This is a genomic window from Escherichia sp. MOD1-EC6162, assembly GCF_002965125.1.
GTDB lineage: Bacteria > Pseudomonadota > Gammaproteobacteria > Enterobacterales > Enterobacteriaceae > Escherichia > Escherichia marmotae.
This window is the reverse complement of sequence record NZ_PTSB01000005.1, coordinates 114,796-135,587: the sequence shown is the minus strand read 5'-3', so window position 1 is coordinate 135,587 and position 20,792 is coordinate 114,796. Positions and strand designations below refer to the sequence as shown.

Sequence of the window (20,792 nt, the reverse complement as noted above, 5' to 3'; positions counted from 1 at the left end):
AGAATCATGTTTGATTATGAAACATTGCGCTTCATCTGGTGGCTACTGATTGGCGTGATTCTGGTGGTCTTTATGATCTCCGACGGATTTGACATGGGGATCGGTTGCCTGCTGCCGCTGGTGGCGCGTGATGATGATGAACGCCGGATAGTGATTAACAGTGTTGGCGCACACTGGGAAGGCAACCAGGTCTGGTTAATCCTCGCGGGAGGGGCATTATTTGCCGCCTGGCCCAGAGTTTACGCCGCTGCGTTTTCTGGATTTTATGTGGCGATGATCCTGGTGCTGTGCTCGCTGTTCTTCCGCCCGCTGGCCTTTGATTATCGCGGAAAAATCGCGGATGCACGCTGGCGTAAAATGTGGGATGCCGGGCTGGTCATCGGTAGTCTGATACCGCCGGTCGTCTTCGGTATCGCGTTTGGCAATTTGTTACTCGGCGTGCCGTTTGCTTTCACGCCGCAATTACGCGTGGAGTACCTCGGTAGCTTCTGGCAATTACTGACGCCATTCCCTCTACTGTGCGGTTTGCTCAGTCTTGGAATGGTGATTTTGCAGGGGGGCGTCTGGCTGCAACTAAAAACAGTCGGTGCTATTCACCTGCGTTCGCAACTGGCGACCAAACGCGCGGCTCTGCTGGTGATGCTCTGCTTTTTGCTGGCGGGGTACTGGCTGTGGGTTGGTATTGATGGCTTCGTATTGCTCGCTCAGGATGTTAACGGTCCATCCAATCCGTTAATGAAACTGGTTGCGGTATTGCCTGGTGCCTGGATGAATAATTTTGTTGAATCGCCGGTATTGTGGATCTTCCCGCTGCTGGGTTTCTTCTGCCCGTTGCTGACGGTGATGGCGATTTATCGTGGTCGCCCCGGTTGGGGATTTCTGCTGGCGTCATTGATGCAATTTGGCGTGATTTTCACGGCAGGCATCACGCTGTTTCCATTTGTTATGCCTTCGAACATCAGCCCGATCTCCAGCCTGACGCTGTGGGATAGCACCTCCAGTCAACTGACGTTGAGCATTATGTTAGTAATTGTGCTGATATTTTTGCCTATTGTGTTGCTCTACACTGTGTGGAGCTACTACAAAATGTGGGGGCGTATGACAACTGAAACTCTCCGCCATCACGATCATGAGCTGTACTAAGGAGGGATGAACAATGTGGTATTTATTGTGGTTCGTCGGCATTTTGTTGATGTGTTCACTCTCCACCGTGGTGTTGGTGTGGCTGGAACCGCGTCTAAAAGGTTGATTTGACGCACAACGAACATAGGCCGGAGAAGACGCGTCAGCGTCGTATCCGGCAATAATGCGAAACATGAAAAACGGAAACCTGGCGATGAAAGCGATATTGCTCCCCTTTTTTTCTCTTCTGCTTCCGTTAACACCACTACCTGCATACGCTCAGAGTGAGCCGGAACTGAAATTGGAGAGTGTGGTGATTGTCAGCCGTCATGGCGTGCGTGCCCCCACTAAATCTACGCAACTCATGCAGGAAATTACTCCAGACACATGGCCAGGCTGGCCGGTGAAACTGGGTTGGCTGACACCACGAGGCGGTGAGCTGATCTCTTATCTCGGACATTACCAACGCCAGCGTCTGGTGACTGACGGTTTGCTGGCAAAAAATGGCTGTCCGAAACCAGGTCAGGTGGCGATTATTGCTGATGTCGACGAACGCACCCGTAAAACAGGCGAAGCCTTTGCCGCCGGGCTGGCTCCCAATTGTGCAATAACCGTACATACCCGGTCAGACACCGCCAGTCCCGATCCGCTATTTAACCCGCTGAAAACCGGTGTCTGCCAACTGGATAAAGCGAACGTGACAGAAGCTATTCTTAACAGGGCAGGCGGCTCGATCACTAACTTTACTGATCATCGGCAAACGGCATTTCACGAACTGGAGCGGGTGCTTAATTTCCCGCAATCAAGTCTGTGCCTCAAACGAGAGAAACAAGACGAAAGTTGTTCATTGACGCAAGTATTGCCGTCTGAACTGAAAGTAAGTACCGATAACGTTTCATTAACCGGTGCGGTGAGTCTGGCATCAATGCTGACGGAGATATTTCTCCTGCAGCAGGCACAGGGAATGCCGGAGCCTGGTTGGGGACGAATTACTGATTCACACCAGTGGAACACCTTGCTGAGTCTGCATAATGCGCAGTTTTATCTGCTGCAACGTACCCCAGAAGTGGCCCGTAGCCGTGCCACGCCCCTGTTGGATTTGCTCCTGACGGCGCTGACGCCACATAATCCGCAAAGGCAGAGCTATGGTGTTACGCTACCGACTTCGCTGCTGTTTATTGCCGGGCATGATACTAACCTGGCGAATTTAGGTGGGGCACTGGGACTTAACTGGACGCTGCCGGGCCAACCGGATAACACCCCGCCGGGAGGTGAACTGGTATTTGAACGCTGGCGGCGGCTAAGTGATAACAGTCAGTGGATTCAGGTTTCGCTGGTATTCCAGACCTTGCAGCAGATGCGTGATAAAGCCCGTCTGTCGCTTGATACGCCGCCAGGGGAAGTGAAGTTGACGTTGGCCGAGTGTGAAGAAAGAAACGCGCAGGGCATGTGTTCACTGGCGGATTTTACGCAAATCGTGAATGACGCGCGTATTCCGGCCTGCAGTTTATATCAGGATAAATAAACATTTGCCGCTGTTGGTCCACGCAGGCCATTAACGCGGCAAAACTCTACGCGTAACCCTGGTATAAGTACTTCTGCGTCGCGGGGGCTGAATGCGGAAATATGGACCTGGACTTCTTTACGACCGTCGGAGGGGATGATGAATCCTTTGCCGCTTTTGCGATCAAAGGTTTTGACAATTCCTGTCATTTTACGGGACAAACAAATTCCTTACTAAAAATACTGCGCTGCACTATACGGTTTTAAAAAAATAAAGCCAGCGATATTTAAGACCGCCGGACGGCTAAAATAAATTTGCTTAATTATGTGTATCATGCGTTAATAGCTGCGTCGGTTTGAAAGACAGACAGCATACAAAGTAGTTTACTAAAGCAGTTCTCATTATCAGGCATTATCCCCTTCTTTTGAGTCTCTCTCCTGAACACTAAGTAGTTTCTGTATTAAAGCCCTGTTTGCCGAAAGGCCCAAAATGAAGGAAGTAAAATATGTCTAATAAAATGACTGGTTTAGTAAAATGGTTTAACGCAGATAAAGGTTTTGGCTTTATCACTCCTGATGATGGCAGCAAGGACGTCTTCGTTCATTTCACCGCCATCCAGAGCAATGAATTCCGCACTCTGAATGAAAATCAGAAAGTTGAATTTTCTATTGAGCAGGGGCAACGTGGTCCCTCGGCAGCGAACGTTGTTGCGCTCTAAGGTTGCCGTTATTACTCAACATCTCCATTTCCGCTGTCCATGTTGTCATGGTTCACAGTACCGCACATCGGCATTCGATGTGACGGAGCGAAATCCTTTGGGAGCTAAGTGTATTTTCTGTAAATCGACGATGATCACCTTTGATAACGTTGCTTTACAAATACGCACAGACCATGCGCCACTGGATTTCACAAAATAATATCAGGCTCCCTCGCGGAGCCTTTTTTATATCTTCTGTTTGCACTCATCCCTGTATGCATATTGAGCGATAACCTACTGATTATTGAATCTTTCAGGCAGATAGCTTATAACTTTTGTTACCTGAACAGGGAACCAACACCTTACTGGCGTGTTGCTGCCTTTTAAGACCAGAAGAGGTTAACAGTGAATATTGAAGAGCTAAAAAAACAAGCCGAAACAGAAATCTCCGACTTTATTGCGCAAAAAATCACCGAGTTAAACAAGAGCACAGGGAAAGAAGTCTCTGAAATTCGCTTCACCGCGCGGGAGAAAATGACCGGGCTTGAAGGCTATGACGTCAAAATCCAAATAATGTGATTTTGTGGACATCACCCCAGCACGAGGTGATGTTCCGCTTGTCACTCTGTTAATGACCAATCATTGCCGCCCGTGGAATTAAGCGTCGGTACAATTCCTCTGGCACCGGGCTTTGCCATACACCTGCATACATCGCGTAACCAATCACCGCGAACATAATTCCCAATATCAGTAGTGTTATTAGCCAGCCAGATAACGCAAAAGCTTTTTTATTTATCGCGGGGTTTCGCAGCGAAAAAGTTAATGTTGAGGCGACCGGGCATGACTCGATGCAGGTCATACAGCCGGTACATTCCACCGTTCTAACCTGGATTAATTTATCGACAGGGATCCGTGACGGACAATTATTTGCGCATTTGCCGCAGTCGATACAACTTTCGGCATTGCGACGAATCTTAAACGGCGATAATAGCGAAACCAGTCCCATTAACGCGCCATACGGGCAGAGATAACGACACCAGGCATGGCGAATAAACAGGCTGGCAATCAGCAAAACGATCACGCTGATTAACGTCGCTGTCCCCATATGACGAAAGAAATCGAGCATTTTAACATCCATCACCACGCTGTAGGGCGATAGCATAAAATAGTGAATCGCCTGAGCGGGCATGAATAACGCGATATAGAGAAAAAAACTCAACAGCAGATATTTCGCCGCACGCAGAGGAATATCCAGCCAGAGAGGAAGGGTAAATTGCCGACCAAACAGTTTTTTCCCCAGATCGCCAATTAACTCAGATAGCGTACCAACCGGGCATAGCCACGAACAAAAGGCTTTTTTCAGCAGCAAGCTGATAATGATAAAAGCGACCAGCAACAGCATCGCGGCGGCGTGCACGGAAGGTAACTGGCCTGTTTCAAGGCTGTATTTCAGATTCATCAGACCGGCAATAGGGAGCCAGCCTTCAATACCACCTGGCCTTGCGATAAAAGGCGTACTACCTGCCGTTTCGTAATAGCGCACCCAATACCAGAAGGTGATGGCAATATAAATATTGATTGCCAGCAGTAATAATTGCGTCGCTTTACGCCAGGTCGTGGCATTGCGCCAGTCATTCCACGGTAATTTACCGCCCGTTGTGCCTGGCCGCCGCTGCCAGCGGATTCTTTTTTTCTCAGCCATGATTTTGCCAGTCCATTAAGTTGCATGCTAAATGCTACTATTCTAAGTCTTCTTATCTGGCTGATATTGATTCAAATCGCGTTCAGGTCTTTCTTATTCAACCACTCTTCCAGAGCCGCGATACTGCGTGTAATTTCTTCGCGCGGCAGGAGAGCGGCTAATGGTTCCCGCTCAAGTTGCCCGCACAACTGGCTGGCACTGCGCATTCCCAGACTGGCGCAACTACTTTTTAGCTGGTGCGCAGCGCGTTTGATTTTCTCGCTGTCGTGTCTGGCGCGAGCAGTGTCTATTTCATCAAGAAGCGGCAGGGTATGTTGTTTAAATAATGTCAGCCATTCGTGGATCTTATCCGCTCCCATTAACTGTGCATCTTCATTGAGTTGCGATACATCCAGCGGCTGATCGTTATTTTTTTGCTGGTGGAGATAGTGCGCCAGTAACTGACCGAGCACTTCACGCGGCACCGGTTTAGGGATAATTCCGCGAAATAGCGAACTGGTACGCTGGCGCAACGTTTCGTCGATGACATGGGCGCTAAAGCCAATCAAAACCAGCGACGGATATTGCAGCGAAAGTTGCCTGGCAAGTGTAATGTCGTCGATATCCGGCAGATCAAAATCCACCAGCGCGGCAGCAAACGATTCACTATTTTGCAGCGTCTCTAAAGCCTGCGTGGCATTTCCAACGGCAGTGACCTGAGCACCACTGGCGTTCAGTATCTCGATGGTAATACGCTGCGTTAGCGGGTTATCTTCAATTAACAGCAAGCGTAAACCATCCAGATGCACCGCCTGATTGACTATTTTAGGTGCTGGCGCGGTGGCAACGCGTAACGGTAACCGTAAGCAAAAACAGCTTCCAACCCCCGGCGTGCTTGTGGCGATCAGTTCGCCGCCCATCGCCTGGGCCAGGCTGGTACTGATCGTCAACCCCAGTCCACTGCCGCCGCGTTTACCACTCACCTGAACAAATGGCTGGAAGATATCAGCCAGTTTCGCGGGATCAATACCACAGCCGCTGTCTTCCACTTCGACCAGCCATTGTTCGCCGTCAGTGCGGCTACGCAGGACAATCTGCCCCTCGTCAGTGAAACGCAGGGCATTACTCAACAAATTGGTAATAACCTGGCGAATACGTCGCGGATCACCCATTAACGCGGTCGGTACATCGTCGGCAATTTCCGTTGCCAGTCGAATCGGACGACCTTTCACCCGCCCGCTCATTAATTGCAGGGTACTTTCCAGCAGCGGGCGTGGTTCATACGGTTCATCGCTGACCGAGACATTCTTGCCACCTGCTTCGATAGCCGAATAATCGAGAATATCGTTAAGGATGGTCAGCAATGATTCGCCAGAATCGGTAATTGCCCGCAAGTCATCACGCTGGGCGTTAAGCGCCGGGTTATCCGCCAGCAGTTGAGCGGTGCCGAGAATGCCGTACAGCGGAGTGCGGATCTCATGGCTCATTGCCGCCAGAAACGCCGATTTTGCCTGACTGGCTTTTTCTGCTTCCGCCCGTGCCAGCCGGTGTTCTACTACCAGTTCCTGCAATTCGGCAGTGCGCGCTTTGACCTGCGCTGCCAGTTGTTCGCGGTGGCGATTAAGCGCATGAACACTACTGCGAAAAGCATCCATCAGCCGCCCGATGGTATCCAGCTCCCGCACGCCAGCGGTTTCCGGGAAAGGGGAGTCGATATCGCCGTCCAGCAGGCGTTGCAGTGCCTGCGTTTGTTCGGCAAGTGGGCGCGTGACTGAACGATAAACCACGCGCCAGAGGATCAGAATCAAAGAGCAAAGGGAAACAACGCCCAGGAGTAGCAGATTAAACCGCACATGTTCACTGGCGCTTTCCAGATGTGTCAGTCCGACCCGATTACGTTGTTCAATGGTTGCGACTAACTGATTAACCTCGTTGCTGAACTGCGTAAACTGCACAATATTATTTTGCGTCAGCGTCTGCAGGTGAGTATTAAGCGTATTTTCCCGTTGGTACAGCGCCAGTAATTCGACATATCGCTGTACTGTCTCCAGCGCCTTTTCAGCCTGCGCGCGAATCGGGGGAGCTTTAATGCGTCGTTGTTGAAGTTGCACCCTGTTAAGGGCGTTTTTCAGTTGAACAGGTAGTCTGTTGTTATTTTTTTCACTCTTCTCCAGCTCCAGTTTCATAACGAAATGCTGTATTTGCAGAGCGCTAAAGCGCATTTCGTGCATCTGCCTGACGTACTCACGATCGCCAGAAATCCATTGCTCGACGGCGCTCTCCGCCGGCCTGCCATGATTGTGGCCAAACACACTTTCCGGGCCAGACTGGGGCGTTGCGGTGGCGATTGCTATGTAATGGGTCTGGGATTGTGCGATATTGGCGATTTCTCCGGCAGCGGCGACGATTTGCTGGCTGAGTTGTTGCTGTTGAGCGTGTAGTTTCAGCCGCTGGCCGACCAGTTCACCCTGCTGGCGTAGTGAGCGGTCAGTCTCATTGGCTTGCCGTTCAATGGCTATCGTGTCAAACCCTTTCTCACGCAGGCCCTGTAACAGGCTGTCAATTTTCAGCTTCTGCGCCGATAACATCCTCCCCTGGAATTGCCACATCTCTGCGCTATCCGTATTGTTCAAATTTTGGGCGGTAAAGAGCTCCCACGCGCTGGCCTCACTCAACTGACGAGCCATATTCATGGTCGGGATCAGAGCCAGAGTATTGGTCTGGGCGCTTTGGGTGAAAACGCGCAGGTTATACCAACCTACAAAGATACTCACCAGAGTCAGCAATGCCATCAGGGCAAACGCCATCCACAATCTTTTGGCCAGGGTGAAAATCATCGTTGGTGCACCACATTACCTGAACCGGTGGATTAATAGACTTCAGCGGCTAAGAAATATCCTTCGCCATGCTGCGTGACTAACAGGTTGGCGCTGAGTTTATGACGCAAACGGCGGATCAGCACGTCCACGGTGCGCAAATCGGGGTTTTCCACCCGCCGGGCGGAGAGCATACGCAGCAGTCGTTCGCGGCTGAGGATCTCGCCAGGATTAGTGACAAAGGCCACCAGCATTTCATATTCCGCACGGGTGAGTTTGATCTGCCTACTGTCCTGGTCCAACGTGTGGCGTGAGATATTCAGACAATATCCCGCAAAACGATAGCAGTTATCCTGAGTGAGAGCGTTGGCCTGGCGGGCCAGATCGATACGCCAGAGCAGATTTTTTACCCGTACCACGAGTTCACGCAGCTCCAGCGGTTTGATGACATAATCATCGGCACCCATCTCCAGCCCGACAATTCGATCAATGGGATCGCTGCGCCCGGTCACCAGAATAATCCCTACCGTTGAGCGTTCGCGCAGTGCCCGGGTAAGCATCAAGCCGTTTTCATCTGGCAGGTTGATATCCAGCAGAATGAGATCAACTGGCTGGTTTTCCATAATTTCCCGTAACCCGTCGCCGCTTGCTGTGATCGACACGAGATACCCTTCCTGGGTGAAGTAGCTTTGTAAACGTGCCTGCGTCACAGGCTCATCTTCAACAATGACAATATGGTGTGACATCCTGCCTTCTCGAGCTTCCTGTTCATATCCATTCATATGCTGTCATAAGCCATTCATCCTGACGAGTGCCGCTATTCATATTTGCTTATTAAGATCACAGTTGCCAAATTATATTTTTACAGGAGTTATTATGAGACGACTATGGAGTGCGCTTCGTCGACCAAGTGCGCGTTGGTCGGTGTTAACGCTGGTGCTGATGGGGATTATGATCGGTATTGTATTGATTGTATTACCTCATTTCGGGATCAAGGCCACCAGCAATACTGAGTTTTGTGTCAGTTGCCACAGTATGACGCCGGTGTATGAAGAATATAAACAGTCGGCGCATTTCCAGAATGCCTCCGGCGTACGCGCCGAGTGCCATGACTGCCATGTTCCGTCAGATTTACCGGGAATGTTGAAGCGGAAACTGGAAGCGAGTAATGAGGTTTATCAGACTGTTATTGGTCACTCCATTGATACCCCTGAGAAATTCAACGCCAAACGCGCAGAACTTGCCGAGCGTGAATGGGCGCGGATGAAAGAGAACAATTCAGCGACCTGCCGTTCCTGCCATAACTACGATGCGATGGATCATGCGAAGCAGCATCCGGAAGCCGCGCGTCAAATGGCCGCCGCAGCGAAAGAAAATCAGTCCTGCATCGACTGCCACAAGGGTATTGCCCACCAGTTACCGGATATGAGCAGCGGCTCGCGTAAACAGTTCGAAGAACTACGCGCCAGCGCCAGAGATGATAAAGAAATCCTCTATTCGATTGATATAAAACCTCTTTACGCAGCAAAAGACGATAAAGACGCGGCAGGTTCTCTGTTGCCGGCCTCTGAAGTGAAAGTGCTTAAACGTGACGGCGATTGGTTGCAGGTGGCTATCACTGGCTGGACGGAAAACTCTGGAAGTCAACGAGTTCTGACCGAGTTACCAGGCAAACGGATTTTTGTCGCCTCCATTCGTGGCGATATCCAGCAGCAGGCGAAAATGCTGGAGAAAACGACTGTTGCTGACACCAAAACCGAGTGGAGTAAGATGCAGGCTATCGCATGGCTGAAGAAGGGCGATATGGTTGGCGACATCAAACCGATCTGGGCCTATGGCGATACGTTGTACAGCAACGCCTGTAAACAGTGCCACGGCGCGTCAGCAACCACCCATTACGACGCCAACGGTTGGATTGGTCAGATCAACGGCATGATTGGTTTTACCAGCCTCGATAAACGAGAAGAACGCACCATGCTGAAATATCTGCAAATGCATGCGTCGGATACCGCAGGGAAGTCTCACAGCGATAAGGAAGGAAAATAATGAAAAATAAAGACATTTTTCAGGCATCACGTCGGCGTTTTCTTACCCAGCTTGGCGGCTTAACGCTGGTCGGGATGCTGGGGCCATCGCTGTTAACTCCACGCCGTGCTAACGCAGCACAGGCTGTTACGGTTAAAGAGGGGATTCTGACCGGGTCGCGCTTTGGGGCAATCCGTGCCACGGTAAAAGATGGCCGTTTTGTCGCCGTAAAGCCCTTTGAACTGGATAAATATCCGACGAAAATCATCGCCGGGTTGCCGGATCACGTCCACAATTCGGCGCGCATTCGTTACCCAATGGTGCGCGTTGACTGGCTGCGCAAACGCCATCTGAGCGACACAACCCAGCGCGGCGATAACCGTTTTGTCCGCGTCAGTTGGGATGAAGCCCTGGACATGTTCTATGAAGAACTGGAACGGGTGCAAAAAACCTATGGCCCCAGTGCGTTACTGACCGCCAGCGGTGGGCAATCATCCGGTAAGTTTCATAGCGCCGGGGGAATGTTGTCGAAAGCCATCGCCCTACATGGCAATAAAGTGAGTACCGGCGGTGACTATTCCACCGGGGCTGCACAGGTGATCCTGCCGCGGGTGGTGGGATCAATGGAAGTTTACGAACAGCAAACGTCCTGGCCGCTGGTGTTGCAAAACAGCAAAGTCATCATTATGTGGGGCACCGATCTGGTGAAGAATCAGCAGGTCAATTTCCGCTGCCCGTCTCACGATGTTTATGAATATTACGAGCAACTGAAAGAAAAGGTGGCGGCGGGCGAAATCGAAGTCATCAGCATCGACCCGGTGGTCAGTTCAACGCATGAATATCTGGGGCGCGAGCACGTTAAACATATTGTTGTTAACCCGCAAACCGATGTGCCGCTACAACTGGCGATGGCCCATACCCTGTACAGCGAAAATCTGTACGACAAACAATTCATTGCTGATTATTGCGTCGGTTTCGAGCAATTTCTGCCGTATTTGCTGGGTGAGAAAGACGGCCAGCCGAAGGATGCCGTCTGGGCAGAAAAGCTGTGTGGCATTGACGCCGAAACGATCCGCATGCTGGCGCGGAAAATGGCGGGCACAAGAACGCAAATTATGGCTGGCTGGTGCGCCCAACGTATGCAGCACGGCGAGCAATGGTCATGGATGATTGTGGTGCTGGCGGCAATGCTCGGGCAGATTGGCCTGCCGGGTGGCGGTTTTGGTTTTAGTTGGCACAGCAGCGGCTCAGGCGTGCCAGGCCGTAAAGGGATTATCCTGAGCGGTTTTCTTGGTGCCACGAAAATTCCGCCAGTTCATAACAACAACGATTACAAAGGTTACAGCAGCACTATCCCAACGGCCCGTTATATCGACGCCATTCTGGAACCGGGGAAAGAGATCAACTGGGACGGAAAAACAGTCAAGTTGCCGCCGCTGAAAATGTGTGTTTTTGCCGGGACCAACCCGTTCCACCGCCATCAGCAGATTAACCGCATTATCGAAGGCTGGCGCAAGCTGGAGACGGTGATTTCCATTGATAACCAGTGGACCTCCAGTTGCCGCTTTTCCGATATTGTATTACCCGCAACCACACAGTTTGAGCGCAACGATCTCGACCAGTTTGGTGACTATGCCAGCCACGGGCTGATCACCACTAAACAGGTGGTGCCGCCACAGTTTGAGGCGCGCAACGACTTTGATATTTTCCGCGAGCTGTGCCGACGCTTTGACCGTGAGGAAGCCTTTACCGAAGGACTGGATGAGATGGGCTGGCTCCGGCGCATCTGGTATGACGCGCTCCAGCAGGCCAAAGGGCTCGGCATCCATTTACCTACCTTTGATGAGTTGTGGAACAGTAAAGAGTACGTGGTATATGACCATCCGCAGATGTTCGTGCGTCATCAGGCGTTCCGCGAAGATCCTGATCTTGAACCGCTGGGGACGCCGAGCGGTCTGATTGAGATCTACTCGAAGACCATTGCCGACATGAACTATGACGATTGTCAGGGGCATCCGATGTGGTTTGAGAAAATCGAACGCTCTCACGGTGGGCCTGGTTCGCAGAAGTATCCGCTGCATCTGCAATCAGTACACCCGGATTATCGCGTCCACTCGCAACTGTGCGAATCCGAAACCTTACGTCAGCATTACAGCGTAGCGGGCAAAGAGCCGGTATATATAAGCCCACAGGATGCCAGTGCGTATGGAATTGCTAACGGCGATGTGGTGCGTGTTTTTAACGATCGTGGCCAGGTGCTGGCGGGAGCAGTGGTGTCTGATTTCTATGCGCCAGGCGTGATACGGATCCATGAAGGTGCCTGGTATGATCCGGACAAAGGCGGCGAGATTAATGCGCTGTGTAAATACGGTAACCCCAACGTATTAACGCCTGACATTGGCACCTCGCAGCTAGCGCAGGCTACCAGCTCACACACGACCATAGTGGAAATTGAAAAATTCAGCGGTCAGGTTGAGAAAGTGACGGCGTTTAGCGGCCCCATCGAAATGGTGGCGCAGTGCGAATATGTTCCGGCGTCGCAGGTGAAATCATGACTTCCTTGACGGCACAACAGACTGCCTGCGTCTACGCCTGGCTGGCGCAGTTGTTTTCCCGTGAACTGGACGATGAACAACTGACGCAAATCGCCAGTGCGGAGATGGCTGAATGGTTTTCTTTGCTGAAAAGCGAACCGCCGCTGGCTGCGGCGGTGGACGAGCTGGAGAAAAGCATTGCTGCCCTGGTGGTACGTAACGACGCCCGTCTGGAACTGGCCGCTGATTTTTGCGGCCTGTTTTTGATGACCGACAAGCAAGCGGCGCTGCCGTATGCATCGGCCTACAAACAGGACGAGCAAGAGATTAAACACTTGTTGGTTGAGGCGGGCATGGAAACCAGTAGCAACTTCAACGAACCGGCAGATCATCTGGCGATTTATCTTGAGTTGTTGAGCTATCTGCATTTTTCACTGGGGGAAGGGAAAGTTACCACACAAAAAATCAACAGCTTACGGCAAAAAACGCTGGCGGCGCTGCGATCATGGCTACCGGAATTTGTAACGCGTTGCCGTCAGTATGACAGCTTTGGTTTTTACGCGACACTAAGCCAGTTATTGCTGGTGCTGGTGGAGTGCGACAACCAAAACAGATAATGCCGTTTGTAGGCCTGATAAGACGCGTTAAGCGTCGCATCAGGCATTATGGCACAGCCGCCGGATGCGGCGTGAACGCCTTATCCGGCCTACGGGACAGTGATCTTTGTAGGCCTGATAAGACGCGTTAAGCGTCGCATCAGGCATTATGGCACAGCCGCCGGATGCGGCGTGAACGCCTTATCCGGCCTATGGAACAGTGATCTTTGTAGGCCTGGTAAGACGCGTTAAGCGTCGCATCAGGCATTATGGCACAGCCGCCGGATGCGGCGTGAACGCCTTATCCGGCCTACGGAACAGTGATCTTTGTAGGCCTGATAAGACGCGTTAAGCGTCGCATCAGGCAACAAACTCACGGATGAGCCACAAACCGGGAAAGCCGTTGGCGCAGCAGGCGGTTTTCCTGTTTCAGATGTGCGATATCATCCATTAACGTTAGCGCCACCGCGATCCCCGGCCAGTCAAGCGCCAGTTCCTGACGCAGACGTACCGCGCGTTGCACCACAATGGCGGCATGGTCGTCAAACACCCAGGTCGTTTCCTGAATCTCACGCGGTTCAACTACGCCTAAACCGACAATTTCATTCAACTCCTCTTCAGAAATGCCGGTATGCAGGCAAAATTCAGTAATGGTAAAAGTCACCGTAACGTTAGCCATTATGCTTTCCCCCAATCTTTACGTGGATCAAAAGACGACTGGGCGTCTGCCAGTTGTTGCCACAGCGCAGCAGTGTTTTCATCAGGTTTCGGCGGCATGACGATTTTCAGCACCGCATACAGGTCGCCGGTCTGTTTTTTACCGACCAGACCTTTACCTTTAACGCGCAATCGTTGTCCGGCCTGACTGCCTGGTGGGATGGTCAGCAAAATGCTTTCTTTCAGTGTTGGAACGGTGACTTTAGCTCCCAGTGCCGCTTCCCACGGACTAACCGGCACCACAATTTCCAGAGCCTGACCGACAATATCAAACAACGGATGTGGCGCAATATGAATCACCAGCCACAGATCGCCATTCGGACCGCCGTTTTCGCCCGGCGTCCCCTGGCCTTTCAGGCGGATACGTTGACCATTGCCGACACCCGCCGGGATCTTCACATTCAGCGTTTTCGGGATTTCCTGTTCGATCATGCCAAAGGCGTTATAAACCGGCAGGTTATAGCTGATGGTACGCTTATGCTCAGTAAGCGTTTCTTCAAGGAATACCGCCACTTCGATTTCAATGTCGTGGCCACGTGTGGCCGGGCGCTGGCGGCTCTGACGGGCATGCTGACCGAAAATTGATGAGAAGATATCGTCAAAATCTTCGGCGTTGAAACTCTGGCCGTCACCATGCTGGAACTGACGGTTAAATTGCGGATCGTTGCGATGTTGCCACATCTGATCATATTCAGCGCGACGTTGTTCATCACTCAATACTTCCCAGGCTTCAGCGACCTCTTTGAAGCGGGCTTCGGCATCGGGTTCTTTGCTGACATCAGGATGGTATTTGCGGGCCAGTCGACGATAGGCGGTCTTGATTGTCTTGAGATCGTCCGTCGGTTTCACGCCCATGATGGCGTAATAATCCTTTAATTCCATAGCGTTATCTCGCGTAAATCAATACAGACAAAGGGAAACCCCTGACAAGGTATCAGTGTTAAGTGTAGGGGAAATCAGAAAAAATCGTAGGTCTGTGACGAAACATAACTAAAAATGATATTTTCAGCCTGAATGTTGGCAGGTAAAAGAGGGGGCGTTTACCCTTCATGGATGCCCCATGACTACGTTGCCAGGGGGCTGAAAACGGGGAACTTATCTTGCTTTTACTGCCGTGACCATCACTTCAACCAGAATCTCCGGGCGAGCCATCTCAGCTTGTACGGCAGCACGGGCTGGGCTATATCCTTCTGGTATCCAACTAACCCATACGTCGTTGAAATCGGCAAAATCGCGGGTGATATCTTTTATCCATACCTGCGCGGATAAGATATGAAATTTATCACTGCCAGCCGCTGCAAGTAATTCGTCGATTTTTTCCAGCACTTCGCGCGTTTGTTGCGCGATGTCTGGGGTATTGCTTTTCGGTGTCTGGCCGGAGAGAAAAACAAGGTTGCTATATTCCACGCTGGCGGCCAGACGCGGCTGTGGGTTATTACGTTTGATATTCAAGCTGATTGGCTCCATGTCAGTCCATCAAGTGAAATTGCAGGATCTTCGCCCGACAGCAGAGCGCCTAACACCACAGCACTACCTGCCGCCAGCGTGAAGCCCAGACTGCCCTGACCAAGATTCATCCAGAGATTTTGATACTTCGCCCGTCCTAATAGTGGCGGACCCGCAGGAGTGGATGGACGCATACCTGTCCATAATTCGGCATCATCGATACCTTGCAGTTGCGGAAAACTGGAGGCTACGATCTGTTTTAAGGCATCAATGCGTTCAGGGCGCAGTTCATTACCGTCATAGCCAATATCGACCATGGCGGCGATACGCAACCGGTCACCGAGTCGGGCATAGACAATTTTATGACCATAGTCGGTGACACTGATTTGCGGTGCGATCCCCATTTTTTGTGGGAAAGGGAGTGTCAGACTGTAACCTTTCAGACCGCAAAGCGGTACGTGAATCCCGGTTTCGGTAAGTAAATGTGTGCTGCCATTTCCGGCGGCAACGACATAATCATCAGCAATCAGCGTTCCTGTACTGGTGGTAATGGAGACTATGCGCTCACCTTTTTTATTCAACTGCAAAACTTCACAATCGGTCTGTAGCGAAAAATTCGCGCTGGCATTAAGTTTGGCAAGTAATGCCTGGCAGAACTTATAGCAGTCCGCCGTTTCATCGCCGGGAGAATAAATACCACCGCACAGGGAATTACCAATATGTTTTAGTGCGGGTTCAAGATGAACGCACTCTTCGCGTAATAGAGTCTGTTGAAAATGCGGATTAATGCCTTTTGCCGCTTTGGCTAAATCTTGCTGGCGGCGATGAATAATCAGTTTGCCAGAACGGCGCCAGTGGAAATCATCAAGATTATCCTCCAGCAACCATGCTTCCATTACCTGACGACTTAATAGTGATAAGCGTAAAATATGATCGCCATTGAGTTTATTTGTCCGGTTATTGCAGGCCAGTAAAAACGCCAGCAACCAGCGCCACTGACTTAATGACATGCGCAAACGCATATTCAGTGGAGAGTCACTTTTCCCCATCCATTTAAGCCCCTGCATCGGTACGCCTTTATCCGCCAGAGGGGCAACGTAACGATAACTGAGTTGCCCACCGTTAGCGAAACTGGTGGCGACGCCTGCCTGGCTGTTGCGTTCTAACAATTGTACCTGATGGCCCTGTTTTACCAGAACCCATGCTGTCGCCAGACCAATGACCCCGCCGCCAATAACTACAATGCGTTTTTTCATCACCTGAGATATCCACCGCTAATAAATGCGTTGGGGTTATGTCAAAACATTTAGGCCTGAGGAGCAATTGACTTTTTATTTTCAGGGTATAACTCAAGGTTAATGGCTCGCAGTTGCTGACGTAATTGCTGGCAGAGGAAATCAACAAATTTTTGTGTAATGGGGCTAAGTGACACGTCGGCACGACGTAGCAAACAAAGATCAATTTTCATTGGTGGTTCGATGGGGTGAATTGTTTCTGCCGGGAGGTTATGACGGGCAGAGAAAATATCGGTAATACTGCATCCCATTCCTCGTTTTACAAATTCAGTCGCCATGTAATAGGTCTGGACATTCAGGCGCGTTGTCAAAAAATCACGCCGTTTGGCTATGGCATTGGAAAGGGAATGTGGGCCAGGAGAAATCCAGCGTTGTTGGTCAATCTTGTCTATTTCTACCGCGCCCTGGCGATAGTCCCGGTCGATATAAACCAGCGGAACTTCGGCTATCAGTGTCGTCATAATCTCCCCCTGTTGAATCGGCTGTAGCGTCAGGGCCAGATCAATCTCACGCAGATCAAGTTTTTTAACCAACGTTTCAGTGTGCTCTGTCGTCAGTGTCATTACCAGATTTGCATTCTGCTGGTAAAACGCAGTGACTATTTCGGGCACCAGGCTTAATCCCAGGCTTGGCAGGCATCCCAGGGCTATTCTGGCTCGGGGATCTCGCGTCAGGTTATCGGCCAGCAGTCGCAGGTTATCGAGTTCGTGATAAATCGACTGCGCTTTTTCAAAAAGTGTGATCGCTTCGCTGGTTGGAAGAAGCTTGCCACGAACTCGCTGAAAGAGCTGAAAACCGAGTTTTTGTTCAGCGTTTTTTAACGCTTTACTGGCGGCCGGTTGGGAAATATTCAGCGATTCCGCTGCACGTGAAAGTGTTCCGCATGTCATCACGGCATAGAAGATTTCCAGGTGGCGCAGTTTCATTAAGAGTTAACCCAGAGTTATAGACGATAGATAAAAAGTCATTTCATGGTAACACTAAGTTAACATAAATTTAATCTGTAACGCCTGTTCTGGTAACAATGCGTTATTTGCCCACCTAAAAGGGGTTAATTACGAACTCAGAATAATACCTGTAGTACCCGGACAAACCCTCAGTGCATTTTGCCAACAATAATAACGAGGGGGGATATTTTCTGAGCTGTCCAAATACATCGGCTGATATTGACGGTCGATTCGATGGGGTTAAGGAGTTATATGAGTGACTCAATGCTCGCTGGTGGTTTGCTAACCAGACAAAATATCACCAAAAAGAATGTCATTATTGGCTTACTGTTGGTTATTTTTTTATTGACAGCGTTCTGGTGTCAGGGGCGTCCAGGTAATGAACTCGGACTGCTGGGTTTCACACCGTTGGTGGCGTTAGCGGTGCTCTCGTTGATAGGCGTCGATATTGTTCTGGCGGTTATTTCATCCATTATTATTGCGATGATAATGACTTCCACCGGTTTACCAGAAATGGGCACCATGCTGGCAAAATCGACAGGATCGTTTATCGCCACTGTTGGACTGATCATTATGCTTGGCGCAGGCGTCGGTGAAGTGGCAACACGTACCGGAGCGGCCGTTGAACTGGTCAAATTTGTGGTACATCGGATCGGGCTTTCCAGCCAGACACGGGTCAAATTTGGCATCGTCATCTCTTCCATTCTCATCTGTGGCGCGCTGGGCACTATGGCGGGTGGCAATGCCATTATTGTTGCGGTGATTATTCCTGTGGCAGCAGCAGTACGGCTTACACCTCCCACGGTGGCGGCACTGATGATGACGGCGGGGTCAGTGGGATTGTTTACCGGGCCTTTTACCCCCAGCACAGTGACGATTTTACAACTCGGCGGCCTGACTTATCCGCAATATCTGATGTACGTCGGGTTACCAATGAGCGCCGTGACGTTATTCGCAGGCTGGATCATGGCCGGGCGAATTCAGAAGATGACGGAAGGAAAATTGCATTACGACGTCGATCTTTCAGAGAAAACGCAGGAAGAAGAAGATCCCGCACGCGATCGCCGTCGCAAGCTCAGCGCCCTGGCATTTGCAGCAACCATTATTGTTATGGCGGTTATTGGCGTAGTGATAAAAGCAGGTTTTAGTTTTGCCATTATCGTTATGTTGTTGGTGGCTCTGGTCACCGGGCTGGTGGGAGGGTTAAGTCCAACCGGGATCTTGCAGGCGCTGTATAAAGGGTGTGGCAGGCTGGTGTGGATGTTTCTGCTCTACTGGCTGTATAACCCGATTCTGGAACTTATGGATAGCCTACAGGCGTATCAGGGGTTGCTCGAATATACCCAACCCCTGTTAACCGGGATATCTCCGGCATGGCTTTGCTTCTGTATTTTTGCCTTTAACATTATCGGTCATGTGCCTGGTGCCGCAGTGGCTCAGATGACTTTTACGCACAAAATATTTGGCCCGATGTTGATGGCTGCAGGTGTACCGCCACAGGGTACAACGGCGGTATTGTTAGCTTCATCGCAAGTGGACTGGTTTGGGCCTTTCCCTTCATCGGATATGTTTGGCCAAATGGGGCTGGCACAATCTACTCACCTGAAATATATGCTTTATAACGGTTGGGCCATTGTCATTGCCAATATCATTCTTTTTGCCGTGCTGTTTCAGATATTAGTTTAACGATACAAACCAGGCGATAGTGCAGCTACTGTCCGTTATCGCCTGACGGTTTCCCGCCTCGTCATCTGCTAAATTGCGAACCGGTTCCCGGAAAAATGCCATATTTCTGTCACACTCTTAATTGATTGATAACTAAAGAGGTGATGGGAATGAAAAAAACGCTAATCGCTGCGGCCGTGGCTGGAATGGTTTTACTCTCTTCGAATGCTCAGGCACAGACAGTGCCGGAAGGCTATCAGCTACAGCAAGTGCTACTCATGAGCCGTCATAACTTACGTGCGCCGCTGGCAAATAATGGCAGCGTGCTTGAGCAGTCCACGCCGAATAAATGGCCGCAATGGGATGTCCCCGGAGGGCAACTCACCACCAAAGGCGGCGTGCTGGAAGTGTATATGGGCCATTACATGCGTGAATGGCTGGCAGAGCAGGGGATGGTGAAATCGGGCGAATGTCCGCCACCGGACACCGTTTACGCCTACGCGAACAGCCTGCAACGTACCGTCGCCACTGCGCAGTTCTTTATTACTGGCGCATTCCCGGGGTGTGATATTCCTGTTCATCATCAGGAAAAAATGGGCATGATGGACCCAACCTTTAACCCGGTAATCACCGATGATTCCGCTGCATTCAGCGAGCAGGCAGTGGCAGCAATGGAAAAAGAGTTGAGTAAACTCCAGCTTACCGACAGCTACCAGCTACTGGAAAAAATCGTTAACTATAAAGATTCTCCGGCCTGTAAAGAAAAACAGCAGTGTTCACTGGTGGATGGCAAAAATACTTTTAGCGCGAAATATCAACAAGAGCCGGGCGTTTCCGGGCCGTTGAAGGTGGGCAACTCGCTGGTGGATGCGTTTACTTTGCAATACTACGAAGGTTTCCCGATGGATCAGGTGGCCTGGGGAGAGATCAAATCAGATCAACAGTGGAAGGTGTTGTCGAAACTGAAAAACGGTTACCAGGATAGCCTGTTTACTTCACCGGAAGTGGCGCGCAATGTCGCGAAACCGCTGGTGAGCTACATCGACAAAGCCCTGGTCACCGATCGCGCCAGTGCGCCGAAGATTACGGTGTTGGTAGGACACGACTCTAACATTGCCTCGCTACTCACTGCGCTGGATTTCAAACCGTATCAACTGCATGACCAGAATGAACGTACGCCCATTGGTGGCAAGATTGTCTTCCAGCGTTGGCATGACAGCAAAGCCAATCGTGATTTGATGAAAATCGAGTATGTGTACCAGAGTTCGCAGCAGTTGCGTAATGCCGACGCCTTAACCCTGCAAGCACCTGCTCAGCGCGTGACGCTGGAACTTACCGGCTGCCCGATAGATGCCAACGGATTTTGCCCGATGGATAAGTTTGATAGCGTGTTGAATGAGGCAGTGAAATAACAGAAAACTCCCCCGCGAGAAGCGGGGGAGTATGGGACAGATGACAAATGTTAGATTGCCTGATGCGCTACGCTTATCAGGCCTACCTGAGAATTGCACTATATCTGTTAGATTGCCTGATGCGCTACGTTTATCAGGTCTACCCGAGAATTGCACTATATCGAATTTGCACGATCATGTAGGTCGGATAAGGCGTTCACGCCGCATCCGACATGAACAAAGCGCACTTTGTCAACAATTTGAAAATTCCCCCGCGAGAAGCGGGGGAGTATGAGACAGATGACAAATGTTAGATTGCCTGATGCGCTACGTTTATCAGGCCTACCCGAGAATTG

Annotated in this window: 20 protein-coding genes and 1 pseudogene; 12 read left to right on the top strand and 9 right to left on the bottom strand. The window is 50.7% G+C overall.

The window, feature by feature from the left end:
* Nucleotides 1–6 precede the first annotated feature (6 nt).
* From appB to A9587_RS06310, 3 genes are all read left to right on the top strand, one after another.
* Nucleotides 7–1,143, top strand: a complete 1,137-nt coding sequence (appB, locus tag A9587_RS06320) for a cytochrome d ubiquinol oxidase subunit II (protein ID WP_016261889.1) — start codon at nt 7–9, stop codon at nt 1,141–1,143.
* A gap of 13 nt (nt 1,144–1,156) precedes the next feature.
* On the top strand, nt 1,157–1,249 hold the full coding sequence (cbdX, locus tag A9587_RS06315; protein ID WP_000270307.1) for a cytochrome bd-II oxidase subunit CbdX: 93 nt from the start codon (nt 1,157–1,159) through the stop codon (nt 1,247–1,249).
* An 87-nt stretch (nt 1,250–1,336) separates the two neighbouring features.
* Nucleotides 1,337–2,647 carry an AppA family phytase/histidine-type acid phosphatase gene (locus tag A9587_RS06310; RefSeq protein WP_105263284.1) on the top strand — a complete coding sequence of 437 codons (1,311 nt, stop codon included), beginning with the start codon at nt 1,337–1,339 and terminating at the stop codon, nt 2,645–2,647.
* On the opposite strand, the gene cspH is transcribed toward A9587_RS06310, so the two are convergent.
* Nucleotides 2,635–2,847: a cold shock-like protein CspH gene (gene cspH / locus A9587_RS06305; RefSeq protein ID WP_000087760.1), complete on the bottom strand. Its 213-nt coding sequence runs from the start codon at nt 2,845–2,847 to the stop codon at nt 2,635–2,637. The two genes, A9587_RS06310 and cspH, sit on opposite strands and share 13 nt — an antisense overlap.
* A gap of 284 nt (nt 2,848–3,131) precedes the next feature.
* On the opposite strand from cspH, the gene cspG reads away from it, so the two are divergent.
* The 4 genes and pseudogenes from cspG (at nt 3,132) to A9587_RS06290 (ending at nt 3,902) form a co-directional block, all read left to right on the top strand.
* Nucleotides 3,132–3,344 (top strand): cold shock protein CspG, encoded by a 213-nt coding sequence (gene cspG / locus A9587_RS06300; protein ID WP_000066492.1) that lies wholly within the window; start codon nt 3,132–3,134, stop codon nt 3,342–3,344.
* A gap of 10 nt (nt 3,345–3,354) precedes the next feature.
* Nucleotides 3,355–3,543, top strand: a complete 189-nt coding sequence (gene ymcF, locus A9587_RS06295; protein WP_071524879.1) for a cold shock small protein YmcF — start codon at nt 3,355–3,357, stop codon at nt 3,541–3,543.
* Nucleotides 3,518–3,710 (top strand): annotated as a pseudogene (locus A9587_RS24835) (protein YmcE). Before ymcF ends, A9587_RS24835 begins: the two are co-directional and overlap by 26 nt.
* 18 nt (nt 3,711–3,728) lie before the next feature.
* Nucleotides 3,729–3,902 (top strand): GnsA/GnsB family addiction module toxin, encoded by a 174-nt coding sequence (locus A9587_RS06290; RefSeq protein ID WP_001019201.1) that lies wholly within the window; start codon nt 3,729–3,731, stop codon nt 3,900–3,902.
* A 49-nt stretch (nt 3,903–3,951) separates the two neighbouring features.
* Here A9587_RS06290 and A9587_RS06285 read toward each other — a convergent pair whose 3' ends face one another.
* The 3 genes from A9587_RS06285 to torR all read right to left on the bottom strand — a co-directional run bounded on the left by A9587_RS06285 (nt 3,952) and on the right by torR (nt 8,566).
* Nucleotides 3,952–5,025, bottom strand: coding sequence for a 4Fe-4S binding protein (locus A9587_RS06285; protein ID WP_061091112.1), 1,074 nt, complete (start codon nt 5,023–5,025; stop codon nt 3,952–3,954).
* Between the two features lie 71 nt (nt 5,026–5,096).
* Nucleotides 5,097–7,841 carry a TMAO reductase system sensor histidine kinase/response regulator TorS gene (gene torS, locus A9587_RS06280; protein WP_105263248.1) on the bottom strand — a complete coding sequence of 915 codons (2,745 nt, stop codon included), beginning with the start codon at nt 7,839–7,841 and terminating at the stop codon, nt 5,097–5,099.
* A gap of 32 nt (nt 7,842–7,873) precedes the next feature.
* Complete coding sequence (torR, locus tag A9587_RS06275) at nt 7,874–8,566, bottom strand: two-component system response regulator TorR (RefSeq protein ID WP_038355268.1); 693 nt, start codon at nt 8,564–8,566, stop codon at nt 7,874–7,876.
* Between the two features lie 130 nt (nt 8,567–8,696).
* Here torR and torC point away from each other — a divergent pair, with 130 nt between their 5' ends.
* Genes torC through torD form a run of 3 tightly spaced genes read left to right on the top strand, consistent with a single transcriptional unit; the run spans nt 8,697 to nt 12,996 of the window.
* A complete protein-coding gene (torC, locus tag A9587_RS06270) occupies nt 8,697–9,866 on the top strand; it encodes a pentaheme c-type cytochrome TorC (protein ID WP_105263249.1) in 1,170 nt (389 codons plus the stop codon).
* A complete protein-coding gene (gene torA, locus A9587_RS06265; RefSeq protein ID WP_105263250.1) occupies nt 9,866–12,400 on the top strand; it encodes a trimethylamine-N-oxide reductase TorA in 2,535 nt (844 codons plus the stop codon). The genes torC and torA overlap by 1 nt, the downstream gene beginning before the upstream one ends.
* Nucleotides 12,397–12,996, top strand: a complete 600-nt coding sequence (gene torD, locus A9587_RS06260) for a molecular chaperone TorD (RefSeq protein ID WP_016248573.1) — start codon at nt 12,397–12,399, stop codon at nt 12,994–12,996. The genes torA and torD overlap by 4 nt, the downstream gene beginning before the upstream one ends.
* A gap of 352 nt (nt 12,997–13,348) precedes the next feature.
* Here the strand turns inward: torD and cbpM are convergent, their stop codons facing one another.
* The 5 genes from cbpM to A9587_RS06235 form a co-directional block, all read right to left on the bottom strand.
* Nucleotides 13,349–13,654: a chaperone modulator CbpM gene (gene cbpM / locus A9587_RS06255; RefSeq protein WP_000024563.1), complete on the bottom strand. Its 306-nt coding sequence runs from the start codon at nt 13,652–13,654 to the stop codon at nt 13,349–13,351.
* Nucleotides 13,654–14,574 carry a curved DNA-binding protein gene (cbpA, locus tag A9587_RS06250; protein WP_105263251.1) on the bottom strand — a complete coding sequence of 307 codons (921 nt, stop codon included), beginning with the start codon at nt 14,572–14,574 and terminating at the stop codon, nt 13,654–13,656. The genes cbpM and cbpA overlap by 1 nt, the downstream gene beginning before the upstream one ends.
* A 213-nt stretch (nt 14,575–14,787) precedes the next feature.
* Nucleotides 14,788–15,144: a RidA family protein gene (locus A9587_RS06245; RefSeq protein ID WP_024191856.1), complete on the bottom strand. Its 357-nt coding sequence runs from the start codon at nt 15,142–15,144 to the stop codon at nt 14,788–14,790.
* Nucleotides 15,141–16,394, bottom strand: a complete 1,254-nt coding sequence (locus A9587_RS06240; protein WP_001516153.1) for a D-amino acid dehydrogenase — start codon at nt 16,392–16,394, stop codon at nt 15,141–15,143. The genes A9587_RS06245 and A9587_RS06240 overlap by 4 nt, the downstream gene beginning before the upstream one ends.
* A 50-nt stretch (nt 16,395–16,444) precedes the next feature.
* Entirely contained in the window at nt 16,445–17,359 is a 915-nt protein-coding gene (locus A9587_RS06235; RefSeq protein WP_000776564.1) for a LysR family transcriptional regulator, read from the bottom strand.
* 273 nt (nt 17,360–17,632) lie between these two features.
* Here A9587_RS06235 and A9587_RS06230 point away from each other — a divergent pair, with 273 nt between their 5' ends.
* Complete coding sequence (locus A9587_RS06230; RefSeq protein WP_001285182.1) at nt 17,633–19,066, top strand: hypothetical protein; 1,434 nt, start codon at nt 17,633–17,635, stop codon at nt 19,064–19,066.
* A 149-nt stretch (nt 19,067–19,215) separates the two neighbouring features.
* Nucleotides 19,216–20,457, top strand: coding sequence for a bifunctional glucose-1-phosphatase/inositol phosphatase (gene agp / locus A9587_RS06225; protein WP_105263252.1), 1,242 nt, complete (start codon nt 19,216–19,218; stop codon nt 20,455–20,457).
* The last annotated feature ends 335 nt before the right edge of the window (nt 20,458–20,792 follow it).

Coding starts and splice junctions, on each gene's coding strand:
- appB (WP_016261889.1), top strand. CDS start 7: ATGTTTGATTATGAAACATTGCGCTTCATCTGGTGGCTACTGATTGGC.
- cbdX (WP_000270307.1), top strand. CDS start 1,157: ATGTGGTATTTATTGTGGTTCGTCGGCATTTTGTTGATGTGTTCACTC.
- A9587_RS06310 (WP_105263284.1), top strand. CDS start 1,337: ATGAAAGCGATATTGCTCCCCTTTTTTTCTCTTCTGCTTCCGTTAACA.
- cspG (WP_000066492.1), top strand. CDS start 3,132: ATGTCTAATAAAATGACTGGTTTAGTAAAATGGTTTAACGCAGATAAA.
- A9587_RS06285 (WP_061091112.1), bottom strand. CDS start 5,025: ATGGCTGAGAAAAAAAGAATCCGCTGGCAGCGGCGGCCAGGCACAACG.
- torS (WP_105263248.1), bottom strand. CDS start 7,841: ATGATTTTCACCCTGGCCAAAAGATTGTGGATGGCGTTTGCCCTGATG.
- torR (WP_038355268.1), bottom strand. CDS start 8,566: ATGTCACACCATATTGTCATTGTTGAAGATGAGCCTGTGACGCAGGCA.
- torC (WP_105263249.1), top strand. CDS start 8,697: ATGAGACGACTATGGAGTGCGCTTCGTCGACCAAGTGCGCGTTGGTCG.
- torA (WP_105263250.1), top strand. CDS start 9,866: ATGAAAAATAAAGACATTTTTCAGGCATCACGTCGGCGTTTTCTTACC.
- torD (WP_016248573.1), top strand. CDS start 12,397: ATGACTTCCTTGACGGCACAACAGACTGCCTGCGTCTACGCCTGGCTG.
- cbpM (WP_000024563.1), bottom strand. CDS start 13,654: ATGGCTAACGTTACGGTGACTTTTACCATTACTGAATTTTGCCTGCAT.
- cbpA (WP_105263251.1), bottom strand. CDS start 14,574: ATGGAATTAAAGGATTATTACGCCATCATGGGCGTGAAACCGACGGAC.
- A9587_RS06240 (WP_001516153.1), bottom strand. CDS start 16,394: ATGAAAAAACGCATTGTAGTTATTGGCGGCGGGGTCATTGGTCTGGCG.
- A9587_RS06235 (WP_000776564.1), bottom strand. CDS start 17,359: ATGAAACTGCGCCACCTGGAAATCTTCTATGCCGTGATGACATGCGGA.
- A9587_RS06230 (WP_001285182.1), top strand. CDS start 17,633: ATGAGTGACTCAATGCTCGCTGGTGGTTTGCTAACCAGACAAAATATC.
- agp (WP_105263252.1), top strand. CDS start 19,216: ATGAAAAAAACGCTAATCGCTGCGGCCGTGGCTGGAATGGTTTTACTC.